Origin of the sequence: Streptomyces sp. SM1 (assembly GCF_002910825.1) — a bacterium.
GTDB lineage: Bacteria > Actinomycetota > Actinomycetes > Streptomycetales > Streptomycetaceae > Streptomyces > Streptomyces okerensis.
In genome coordinates, this window is sequence record NZ_NEUB01000270.1 from 1 (window position 1) to 11,028 (window position 11,028).

Annotated in this window: 9 protein-coding genes; 3 read left to right on the plus strand and 6 right to left on the minus strand. The window is 72.0% G+C overall.

Annotated elements, in window-relative coordinates:
* The 4 genes from B9S61_RS06340 to B9S61_RS06355 all read right to left on the minus strand — a co-directional run.
* Window positions 1–206: hypothetical protein (locus B9S61_RS06340; RefSeq protein WP_146064732.1), on the minus strand; the 206-nt coding region annotated here is incomplete at its 3' end.
* A 291-nt stretch (window positions 207–497) separates the two neighbouring features.
* Window positions 498–1,610 carry a cell wall metabolism sensor histidine kinase WalK gene (locus B9S61_RS06345; RefSeq protein ID WP_103541319.1) on the minus strand — a complete coding sequence of 371 codons (1,113 nt, stop codon included), beginning with the start codon at window positions 1,608–1,610 and terminating at the stop codon, window positions 498–500.
* A complete protein-coding gene (locus B9S61_RS06350; protein ID WP_103541321.1) occupies window positions 1,607–2,347 on the minus strand; it encodes a response regulator transcription factor in 741 nt (246 codons plus the stop codon). The genes B9S61_RS06345 and B9S61_RS06350 overlap by 4 nt, the downstream gene beginning before the upstream one ends.
* Before the next feature lie 126 nt (window positions 2,348–2,473).
* Window positions 2,474–3,163, minus strand: coding sequence for a spermidine synthase (locus B9S61_RS06355; RefSeq protein ID WP_103541323.1), 690 nt, complete (start codon window positions 3,161–3,163; stop codon window positions 2,474–2,476).
* Between the two features lie 150 nt (window positions 3,164–3,313).
* Here B9S61_RS06355 and lon point away from each other — a divergent pair, with 150 nt between their 5' ends.
* Window positions 3,314–5,755, plus strand: coding sequence for an endopeptidase La (gene lon, locus B9S61_RS06360; protein ID WP_103541325.1), 2,442 nt, complete (start codon window positions 3,314–3,316; stop codon window positions 5,753–5,755).
* Between the two features lie 71 nt (window positions 5,756–5,826).
* On the opposite strand, the gene B9S61_RS06365 is transcribed toward lon, so the two are convergent.
* Window positions 5,827–6,660: a lysozyme gene (locus tag B9S61_RS06365; RefSeq protein ID WP_103541326.1), complete on the minus strand. Its 834-nt coding sequence runs from the start codon at window positions 6,658–6,660 to the stop codon at window positions 5,827–5,829.
* A gap of 262 nt (window positions 6,661–6,922) precedes the next feature.
* Between B9S61_RS06365 and B9S61_RS06370 the strand changes: the two genes are divergently transcribed.
* Complete coding sequence (locus B9S61_RS06370; protein ID WP_103541328.1) at window positions 6,923–7,417, plus strand: MarR family winged helix-turn-helix transcriptional regulator; 495 nt, start codon at window positions 6,923–6,925, stop codon at window positions 7,415–7,417.
* A gap of 82 nt (window positions 7,418–7,499) precedes the next feature.
* Here the strand turns inward: B9S61_RS06370 and B9S61_RS06375 are convergent, their stop codons facing one another.
* Window positions 7,500–8,294 (minus strand): protein phosphatase 2C domain-containing protein, encoded by a 795-nt coding sequence (locus B9S61_RS06375; protein WP_103541330.1) that lies wholly within the window; start codon window positions 8,292–8,294, stop codon window positions 7,500–7,502.
* Between the two features lie 407 nt (window positions 8,295–8,701).
* Between B9S61_RS06375 and B9S61_RS06380 the strand changes: the two genes are divergently transcribed.
* Window positions 8,702–11,028, plus strand: a 2,327-nt coding sequence (locus B9S61_RS06380) for a nitrate- and nitrite sensing domain-containing protein (RefSeq protein WP_258039571.1), incomplete at its 3' end; no start/stop codon positions are given.

Consider the following 11,028-nt stretch of genomic DNA (forward strand, 5'->3'; position numbering starts at 1 on the left):
GCCGGAGCCGAGGTCGCAGGCGCGCCCGGCTTGTAGTCGGCGAAGAAGTCCCACCAGGCTCGGTCGACCGAGTTCGGGTCCTGGAGGTACTGCTGGTAGATCTCGTCGACGAGCCATTCGTTGGCACCGAAGGCCGCGGCGGGGTTCTTGCCCGCGTGGTCGGTGTCGGTCGAGATGCTCGAGTTACTGGGGGACTGTGGCGACACGGCGTCAACCGCCCTCTTCCGCTTCGCAAGATGATGGACAGCGGAAATAAAGGCTACGCCCCTGAGAGCGAGAAGGTCAGACCGGGCCCGTTCATCGTCGTGTAAGTCACATCCCCGCAGGTGTTTCGGCGCGAGAAATGGCGGGAAACAAGCGTGGTTCCGGTTCTTCCGGCGGATTCAGGGATCGCTCGGCCCGGACCCGACGCGCAGCTCACGCGGGTCTGAGCCCGATCACACGTGTCCGTCAGTGCGAACACGGATGGATCTTGCGGCTCCGCTTTGAACTTTACGTCAACTCGGTACGGAAGACGTTCCCGGAAGAGTGATGAGAATGCGGCATCCCCGCTCGGATTCGGCCACTCCGATCCGGCCGCCGTGCAGATCGACGGCCCAGCGGGCGATCGCGAGGCCGAGACCGGTGCCGCCGTCGCTGCCCGGGCCGTGCGGCCGGTTCACGTTGCCCCGGTTGAACCGTTCGAAGACCCGGTGCCACTCGGCCCGCGGAATGCCCGGGCCCTCGTCCAGCACCTCCAGCTCGAGGGAGTCCGGCCGGTCTCCGCGCCGCGCACGGACCGTCACCCGGCCGTGCGGCGGGCTGTGCTTCACCGCGTTGTCGATCAGGTTGGAGACGACCTGGTGGATGCGTTCCGGGTCGGCGAGCGCGGTGAGCTCCGGCGGCGACACGTCGAGGTGCAGATGGACGTCCGTACGGGTGTGGCTGCCGGATCCGGAGGCCATGCCCGCGCGGGCGGAGGCGACCATGTTGGCCTCCTTGAGCACGCCGGACAGGTACGGCCACACCTCGAAGCGGCGCTTCTTCAGCGGGACGACCCCGTTGTCCAGCCGGGACAGGTCCAGCAGCGTCTCCACGAGCCGGCCGAGCCGCTCGGTCTGCTTCAGGGCCGTGCGCATCGTCTCGGGATCGGCCCGGGTGACGCCGTCGACGATGTTCTCCAGCACCGCGCGGAGCCCCGCGATGGGCGTGCGCAGCTCGTGCGAGACGTTGGCCACCAGCTCCTTGCGCCGGCGGTCCTGGGCCTCCAGCTCGTCCGCCATCACGTTGATCGTCTGGGCCAGGTCGCCCAGCTCGTCCCGGCGGTTCTCCCGCACCCGGCGGGTGTAGTCGCCGTGCGAGATGGACCGGGCCACGGCGTTCATGTCGTCGAGCGGCGCGGTGAGCGAGTGGGCCACGAACTGCGTGATGAGGAGGGTGGCGATCATCGAGAAGACCGTGATGAAGCGCAGCTCCGTCTTGGTGTGCACGGCGATCACCGACAGCCCCGTGGTGATCAGGACGGAGACGACGACCAGCGCGCCCAGCTTGGTCTTGATCGAGAACGGGCGCACACCGCCCCAGGGCTGGGAGCCTCCGGGGCCGCTGCGTCCGGCCGGACCGCCGGTCATGGGTTCGGCGTCTCCAGGGCGTAGCCCACACCGTGCACGGTACGGATCCGCTCGGCGCCGATCTTCCGGCGCAGCGCCTTGATGTGGCTGTCGACGGTGCGGGTGCCGGAGGCGTCCGCCCAGTCCCAGACCTCGGCCAGCAGCTGCTCACGCGAGAGCACCGCGCGGGGGGTGTTCGCCAGGCATACCAGGAGATCGAACTCGGTGGGCGTCAGGTGGACGTCCTCGCTGCGCACCCGCACCCTGCGCTGGGCGTGGTCGATCTCCAGTTCGCCGAGGCGCAGGATGCCGCTGCGCGGTGTGGTGGCCGCGAGGGCCGCGCGCTCCATGCGGCGCAGCAGCACGTGCACGCGTGCCGCCAGCTCCCGCATGGAGAACGGCTTCGTCATGTAGTCGTCGGCGCCGACGCCCAGCCCGACCAGCATGTCGGTCTCGTCGTCCCGCGCGGTGAGCATCATGACCGGCACCGGGCGCTGGGCCTGTACACGCCGGCAGACCTCCAGGCCGTCGAAGCCGGGCAGCATGATGTCGAGGATCAGCAGGTCGGGCTGCCACGCCTCCGCGGTGTCCACCGCCGACGGACCGTCGCCCGCCGTTTGCACCAGGAATCCCTCGGCGCGAAGGCGGGTCGCGATGGCGTCCACGATCGTCGCGTCGTCCTCGACCACCAGGATCCGGCGCTGTGCGCCGGGTGTGGGCGCCGCCGTGCCGTTGTGGGAGGTCTGTGTCTGCTCCATGGCCCGCCCCTGAGGTGTGCTTTTTTCCGGAATCCGTGGGGTGATCCGTCGTCTGCGCATCACTGCGATTGACGCTTGAACGATCCGGGTCAGGGCAGCAGCGTACGGGGATCCACCGCGGCTTTGCTATCCAGGGCGGACTCCGATGTGCACGACGTCCGGAACGCCCCGGGCAACGGGGATCTCTTCGGTACGCACGTGACGGAACCCGGCATTCCGCATGGTTCCCTCGAATTCCGGGGACGGTTGGGCCGACCAGACCGCGAGCACCCCGTGCGGGTTCAACACCCGGGCGCAGGCTTCGAGTCCGGCCGCCGAGTAGAGCCCGTCGTTGTCCTCGGTGACGGTCCAGTCGGGCCCGTTGTCGATGTCGAGGCACAGCGCGTCGAACGTGTCGGATGTCTCATGGACGTACGCGACGAGGTCCGTCTCGACGATCTCCGCGCGGGGGTCGGCCAGGGCCCGCGCGGAGAGCTCGGACAGCGGCCCCGCGCGGTGCCACTCGATGATGGACGGTTCCCGCTCCACCACGGTGATCCGCCCCCACCGGGGCTGTCCCGCCGCGTGTGCGAGCGAGAAGCCCACCCCGAGACCGCCGATCAGGACCCGCGGGTCCTCGACGCGCGCGTCGAGGGCGGCCAGCGCGGCGTCGACCAGCCGTCGTTCCGAACGGCCGTCGGAGGTGTCCATCAGGAAGCAGCCGTTGGCGATGATCTGCAGCAGGCCGCCGTGCCTGCGCAGCACGACCTCGCCGTACGGACCCTCGCGGCGGTCCAGGACTTCGGGGGCTTCGGGAATGTCGTACGGGGTGGACATGCGTTCATCCTGACAGCTCCGTTTTCACGGTGGTCCTGGCCTTCCGGGCCCGAAGTGATGATCGCTCAGAGCGAACGCGGCCCCGGGAACATTCGGCGGCTCCCCTGTATTGAGTCGGCATAGCTCAACTTGACTGCCGAAGGGGAGATCATGGCTACTGAGTCCACACCGCTCGCCCTGCCGGTGCTGCCGCTCGACGACGAGGTCGTGCTGCCCGGGATGGTGGTTCCGCTGGACCTGAGCGATTCCGAGGTGCGCGCCGCCGTGGAGGCCGCCCAGGCCGCCGCCGGCACGGCCCCGGGAAAGCCGAAGGTGCTCCTGGTGCCACGCGTCGACGGGACCTACGCGGGTACCGGCGTGCTCGGCACGGTCGAGCAGGTCGGCAGGCTCGCGGACGGTGACCCGGGCGCCCTGATCCGCGGCCGGGGCCGCGTGCGCATCGGCGCCGGGACCACCGGGCCGGGCGCGGCGCTGTGGGTGGAGGGGACACGGATCGACGAGAGCGTGCCGGACCCTTCCCCAGCCTCCGGCCGGGGATACCCCGAGCCCGGTCACGTGAGCGAACTCGTCAAGGAGTACAAGGCGCTCGCCACCGCCTGGCTGCGCAAGCGCGGTGCCTGGCAGGTCGTCGACCGTGTCCAGGCCATCGACGACGTCTCCGCGCTCGCCGACAACTCCGGCTACTCGCCGTTCCTGACCACCGAACAGAAGGTCGTCCTGCTGGAGACCACCGACCCGGTGGCCCGGCTGAAGCTCGCCGTACAGCAGCTGCGCGACCACCTCGCCGAGCAGGACGTCGCCGAGACCATCGCCAAGGACGTCCAGGAGGGCGTCGACAAGCAGCAGCGCGAGTTCCTGCTGCGCCGCCAGCTGGAAGCCGTCCGCAAGGAACTGCGCGAACTCAACGGGGAGCAGGAGGGCGAGGAGTCCGACGACTACCGTGCCCGCGTGGAGGCCGCCGACCTGCCGGAGCACGTCCGTGCGGCCGCGCTCAAGGAGGTCGACAAGCTGGAGCGGTCCTCGGACCAGTCGCCGGAGGGCTCCTGGATCCGCACCTGGCTCGACACGGTCCTGGAGATGCCGTGGAGCGAGCGCACCGAGGACGCGTACGACATCCGGGGCGCCCGGGCGGTCCTGGACGCCGAGCACTCGGGCCTGGACGACGTGAAGGAGCGGATCACCGAGTACCTGGCGGTGCGCAAGCGGCGCGGCGACCGGGGTCTGGGCGTCGTCGGCGGACGGCGCGGTGGCGCGGTACTGGCCCTGGTGGGCCCGCCCGGCGTCGGCAAGACCTCGCTCGGGGAGTCCGTCGCCCACGCGATGGGCCGCAAGTTCGTCCGCGTCGCCCTCGGCGGCGTCCGCGACGAGGCCGAGATCCGCGGCCACCGCCGTACCTACGTCGGCGCGCTGCCCGGCCGGATCGTACGGGCGGTCAAGGAGGCCGGTTCGATGAACCCGGTCGTCCTGCTGGACGAGATCGACAAGGTCGGCTCCGACTTCCGCGGCGACCCGGCCGCGGCCCTGCTGGAAGTCCTCGACCCGGCGCAGAACCACACCTTCCGGGACCACTACCTGGAGGTCGAGCTCGACCTGTCCGACGTCGTGTTCCTCGCGACGGCCAACGTCCTCGAAGCCATCCCGGAGGCCCTGCTCGACCGTATGGAGCTGGTGCGTCTCGACGGCTACACCGAGGACGAGAAGGTCGTCATCGCCCGCGACCACCTGCTCCCGCGTCAGCTGGAGCGCGCGGGGCTGGACCGGGACGAGGTCACGATCGACGAGGGCGCGCTGCGCAGGCTGGCCGGCGAGTACACCCGTGAGGCGGGCGTGCGCACCCTGGAACGGTCCATCGCGCGGCTGCTGCGCAAGGTCGCGGCCCGGCACGAACTGGGCGAGCGGGAGCTGCCGTTCACCGTGACGGAGGGCGACCTGCGGGACCTGATCGGGCGTCCGCACCACGTGCCCGAGTCCGCCCAGGACCCGGCCGAGCGCCGTACCGCCGTCCCCGGTGTCGCCACCGGCCTCGCGGTGACCGGCGCCGGCGGGGACGTCCTCTACGTGGAGGCGTCCCTGGCCGACCCGGAGACGGGGGCGTCGGGGCTCACCCTGACCGGCCAGCTGGGTGACGTGATGAAGGAGTCCGCGCAGATCGCGCTGAGCTTCCTGCGCAGTCACGGCGCCGAACTGGAGCTTCCGGTGGGCGACCTGAAGGACCGGGGCGCGCACATCCACTTCCCGGCGGGCGCGGTGCCCAAGGACGGTCCGAGCGCGGGCGTCACCATGACGACCGCCCTGGCCTCGCTGCTCTCCGGCCGGCTGGTCCGCACCGATGTGGCGATGACCGGTGAGGTCTCGCTGACCGGGCGGGTGCTGCCGATCGGCGGGGTGAAGCAGAAGCTGCTCGCCGCCCACCGCGCGGGGATCACCACCGTCATCATCCCCAGGCGCAACGAGCCCGACCTGGACGACGTCCCGGCGGAGGTGCTGGACAAGCTGGACGTCCACGCCGTCACCGACGTCCGCCAGGTCCTGGAGCTGGCGCTGTCGCCCGCCGTGAGCGGCGCGGCGCCGGAGGTTCCGGTCGCCGCGTGACCGAGACGGCCGGAAGAGGGGAGCCCGGGTCCCGGGAGGGAGACCCGGGCTTTCTCCCGCCCGGGACCGGATCAGCCGGCCGCGAAGGCCCGTACCCGGTCGAGGGTGCCGTTGAAGCGGTCGTGGTCGCCGACGGTCGGCCCTGTCGAGGTGTACTGCCACATCGTGTACGCGGCCCAGCCGGCGGGGAGTTCGCCCGCCGTGGAGGCGTACCGGGCGATCCACAGCGGTGTGGTGGAGGCGAAGCCGGCGTAGTTGCCGGTGCACTGCTTCCACCAGCTGGTGGCCGTGTAGACGACGGCGTTGCGGCCGGTGCGCGCCTTGTACTGGTTCAGGAAGTCGCGGATCCAGCTCACCATCGCGGTCGCGGACTTGCCGTAGCAGGCGTCGCCGTACGGGTTCCACTCGATGTCGAGGACGCCGGGCAGGGTCCGGCCGTCGGCGGACCAGGCGCCGCCGCGGTTCACGAAGTAGTCGGCCTGGGCGGCGCCGCTCGCCGTGTCGGGGGTGGCGAAGTGGTACGCGCCGCGGATCATGCCGGCGTCGTAGGAGCCGTTGTACTGCTGGGAGTGGTACGGGTTGGTGTAGTACGTGCCCTCCGTGGCCTTGGCGTAGGCCCACCGGACCCCGCTCTTCCACAGGGTCGGCCAGGCGACGGTGCCCTGGTGGCTGGAGACGTCCACGCCCTCCGTCTGGGTGGAGCGCGCGGTGGGAAGGCCGCCCCGGCCGTCGTGGGCGACCACGCCCATGCCCATGTGGGCCGAGCCGCGCGGTGGCACGGTGGGAGCCGATTCGTCCGCGGCGGCCGCGCGGGGGAGGACGAGGACCGCGAGCAGGACCGCACCGGCGGCCGTGAGCGCGGGTATACGGGTGAATCCGGATCGTCCGGATCTGTGCACGGGCATGACGCATCTCCGAAGGTCGGCGGAGGCGATACCGGAATGTGACCCACATCGCACGTAGTGGGCATGCCACGTCATCGCCTGGTAGAGAAAGGGCCACGTGGATCACGGCGGCGGGCGGGCCGGCCTCCCCCGCTGTCCGAAGAGGCGTGGGAGGTGCCACCAGCTGCCGTTGGTCTACGCCTGCGAAATACTGGTGGAGCCGTGGCGACGTCGCCACTTGGCGGGCAACTGATCGAACGGGAAGACCGAGGCAGGGGCGGACGTGCACGAAGACGGAAACGGAGGCGGGGAACACGCCGCCTCGCCGGAGCCCGAGCCCGATGTGGAACAGCCCGCGTTCCTCGCCCTGGAGCGCGAGTTGACGGTGCTGCTGCGGCGCGCCCGGGCCAGTCAGGGGGAGATGGCCCGCGCGGTCCATCCCGACCTGGAGCCGTCCGCGTACGGGCTGCTGGTCCGTCTGGATGAGTGCGGCCGGCAGCGGGCCACCGAACTGGCCGGCTACATCGGCGTCGGCAAGGCGACGATGTCCCGTCAGCTGCGCGCACTGGAGGAGCTCGGACTGGTCGGCCGCGAGCCGGACCCCGCCGACGGCCGCGCCTGGCTGGTCGCCCTCACCGGGGAGGGGAGGCGGCGGGTGAGCAGGGTCCGCGAGGCCCGCCGCGGGCGGTACGCCGGCCGGCTCGCCGACTGGGACCCGGCGGAGGTCACGGAACTCGCCCGGCTGCTGAACCAGCTGAACCGGGGGATGGAGAGGTGAGCGCCGCGGGTCCGCCCGCCGGGTGTGCCGTACTCCCCGCCGTCCCGGGCGGACGGTGCCACCGGGCCGCCGCGGGGTGCCGCTACGCGGGTGAGAGTTCCGCGTAGACCACCGTCGCGTCGTCGTGCGTCTTGCCCCGGCGGGGCGGCACCAGGTCCGCGTCCGCCCGCTCCAGGGTCCGTACCCGGTCCACCAGGGAGTGCGGGCCCCGCGCCCGGATCAGGGCGAGGCAGTCCGCCCAGCCGCCCCCGTGGAACCTCTCCACCCAGCGGGCCGCGCCGTCCGTCAGCGCGGCCAGCGCGCGCACCTCGCCGCGCGGCAGGGAACCGGTCACCGCGCGGGAGGCCACCGACGGGTCCGCCGCCGCGGTGAAGAAACCGCCCTCCTTGTTGCGCAGCGTGGCGTCCACCTGGGCGTGGTCGGCCAGGGCCGAACGGGGCAGCCGGTCCAGCCGGTCGTCGAGGAACGGGGTCACCGTCCCGTCGGGGGACTCGGCGAGCAGGACCGAGTCGGACAGCACCAGGCAGTCCACGCGGGCCGGGGACCAGCGGGCCACCGCGACCGTTGCCTGCGGCGTGCGGGGGTGAGAAAGGTCACAGGTTGTCGCGTGGGCCGCGGCGGTACGCGCGAGGGCACGGGACAGCAGCTCGGCGAGGGGAACATCCGGGAGGGAAACGGTCAGTTCGGTCAGCGCGCCGCCCAGCCGGGCGGTGAACCAGGGCACCGAATGCAGGCAGCCGCCTCCGTCGCCCGGCGGTGTGACGCCGTCCAGCACCACGAGCGCCCCGCCCTGTCCGGAAGCCGGGAGCCCGACGCTCGCGAAGTCCTCGTTGGGGCGGTCCGGATCACCGGGCTCCGAAACAAGCTCAGTACGCATCCGGCCAGTCTGCACGAGCTCTCCACAAGGCCCGCGAAAGGTGGGCAACGGTCGCCGGATCCCCGTAGCCGCGCAGGTCAGCCGCCTGATTTGGGGTGTATTGCAGTGCTCCGGGAAGGCGTGGCGGCGAATACTGCCACCGCCCGCCGCAGACGTCCAACCGGCGCCCCGCGCACGGCGGCCGCACGGCGCGGCGGAACTTGCCCCTCAACTCACCTCCGGGGTTCACTCCTTCGAGTGGCGGGCCAGGTGATGCGCATTCAGTGCCCACGGGCACTGGGAGGGTCGGGGAGCGATGGGGGCGCCCCGCTGTCCGAGCGCGGTCAGGAACCCGGGGTGAACACCCGCACCCGTTGACGGAGCGTCACCCGGGCCCACGGGTACACGAGTCAGGAATGCGAGCACCGGTGCAGAAGACGCGGCCTCGTCGCAAAGGCAAGCAGACGGCCTCCACGGGGGACGCGGAGCAGACGCCCACCGTCGGCAGGGGCCGCCCCACCCATGTCCGCAACCGGCTCATCGTCGCCGTGGCCGTGGTGGCCGCCGCGATAGCCGGTGCCGGGGCACCCTCCGTGATCGCCGCCTCCGGGCAGCTCAGCGACTCGCAGGACCTGGTGACGCTCGCCGAGCGGACCCAGGACTCCCTCGCGCTCGCGCACTCCCTCGCCGACGAGCGGGACGACGTCGTCCCCTACATCGCGGCCGGCCGCCCCGGGTCCGAGGCGCCCACCGAGGAGCACAGCGCCCGGGTCGACCGGCAGGTCGAGGAGCTGCGCGCCGACCCCGACACCTCGGAGGCGCTGCGCGAGGAACTCGACGCCGTGGCGGCCGTACGGAGAGCGGCGCTCACGGGGAAGAGCAGTGCTCTTGAAGCGCATCAGGCGTACTCCACCGCCATCACCCGGCTGCACCGGCTCTCCGAACGGCTGGCGGAGCTGACCCCGCCCCGCGCCGGCTCCGGCGCCCACGCGCTCGCCGAGCTGGACGCCGCCGTCCAGCAGGCCGCCGCCACCCGCGGACTGCTGCTCGCCGCGCTGAACGTGCCGAGCACCACGGAGACCGTGATCGACCCGATCACCGGTCTGCCGACCACGTCGACCTCGTCCTCGGACGCCGACGACGAGCGGCGCGACGCGCTGACCGCCGCCGCGCTCCAGGCCCGGCTGCGCTCCGACGCGGCCCTCGCCGACTTCCGCGACGCCGCTCCGCAGAGCGCCCGCGCCTCCTACGACTCCACGGTCAACGGCCCCGAGGTCGACTCCGCCGAGAAGTACCTCGCACGTCTCACCGACAAGCCGACCCTCTCCGACTCGGAACTCGACACCAGCACCAAGAAGCTCCGCGCCGCGCTCACCGCCCGGGTCGAGACGATGCGCGGAGTGGAGTCCGCGCTCTTCGACAAGCGCACCAAGGACCTCGCCCAGCTGCGCGACGACGACGTCACCGAGCTGGAGATCCGGATCGCCGTCCTCGGCGCCCTGATGCTGCTCGCGGTCGGTATCGCCACGGCGATGGCCCGCACGCTCACCCGCCCGCTGTCCGTGCTGCGCCGGGGCTCCGCCCGTCTCGCCGAGGCGGAGGACCCCGCGGCTCAGGAGCCGGTCGCCTTCACCGGCCGCAACGACGAGTTCGCGCAGGTCGTCCGCTCCGTCAACGCCCTGCACGCGCACGCCGGCCGGCTCGCCGAGCGGATCGCCACCCTGGAGGCCGACCGCAAGCATCTCGTGGGCCAGCGGCAGAAGATGGCCGACGCCCGCGAGGAACTGCGCACCGAACTCTCCGAGTCCGCGGCCCAGCTGGAGAGGCTGCGCGCCGGAATCGGCGGCACCTTCGTCAACCTCGCGCTGCGCACGCTCGGACTGGTGGAGCGGCAACTCGGGGTCATCGAGGGCCTGGAGGAGCGCGAGGACGACCCCGACCGGCTCGCCACCCTCTTCAAGCTCGACCACTTCGCCACCGTCATGCGCCGGCACAGCGAGAACCTGCTCGTCCTCGCCGGTACCGAGCACGGCCGGCACACGGCCGGCCCGGTTCCCCTGGTCGACGTCGTACGGGCCGCGGTCAGCGAGATCGAGCGGTACGACCGGGTCCGGATCGCCGCGCTGCCGCCGCACGCGCACATCGCCGGGTTCGCGGCGGACGACCTGTCCCATCTGCTGGCCGAACTCATGGAGAACGCCACGGCGTTCTCCCCGCCCGACCTGCTCGTCGAGGTCTCCGGCTGGCTCCTGGAGAACGGCGAGGTCATGCTCTCCGTCCAGGACGAGGGCATCGGCATGACCGGCGACCGGCTGGAGCGGCTCAACGCCCGCCTCACCGACTTCGACCCGGAGACCACGTACGACGCGGAGGCCGAGGACGGTCTGGGCCTCGGCCTGTACGTGGTGGCCCGGCTCGCCCACCGGCACGGGGTCCGTGTCCGGCTGCGCGAGCAGAAGCAGGGCGGCATCGCGGCGGTCGTCGTCCTCCCCGACCCCCTGCTGGCCTCCGCCACCCGCACCGCCGTGCCCACCTCGGTCTCCGGGGGCGCCTCCGCCGTCTCGCTCCCGGGCGCGGACGCCGAGGCCAACTCCACCATCCTGCACGGCCGTACGGAACAGGGCGATCCGCTGGTCGAGCTGGCGGAAAGCGCGGTACGCGACAGCGAAGCGGCCGGCCCGCGGCCCGCTCCCGGCCCCGACGGCCAGGAGGCTGTCTCAGTAGTCCTCCCGCTCCGAGGGCGGCCCGTACTGCT

Bases quoted from the DNA above. Each gene is read 5' to 3' on its own strand.
- B9S61_RS06345 (WP_103541319.1), bottom strand. From the start codon at position 1,610: ATGACCGGCGGTCCGGCCGGACGCAGCGGCCCCGGAGGCTCCCAGCCC.
- B9S61_RS06350 (WP_103541321.1), bottom strand. From the start codon at position 2,347: ATGGAGCAGACACAGACCTCCCACAACGGCACGGCGGCGCCCACACCC.
- B9S61_RS06355 (WP_103541323.1), bottom strand. From the start codon at position 3,163: ATGTCCACCCCGTACGACATTCCCGAAGCCCCCGAAGTCCTGGACCGC.
- lon (WP_103541325.1), top strand. From the start codon at position 3,314: ATGGCTACTGAGTCCACACCGCTCGCCCTGCCGGTGCTGCCGCTCGAC.
- B9S61_RS06365 (WP_103541326.1), bottom strand. From the start codon at position 6,660: ATGCCCGTGCACAGATCCGGACGATCCGGATTCACCCGTATACCCGCG.
- B9S61_RS06375 (WP_103541330.1), bottom strand. From the start codon at position 8,294: ATGCGTACTGAGCTTGTTTCGGAGCCCGGTGATCCGGACCGCCCCAAC.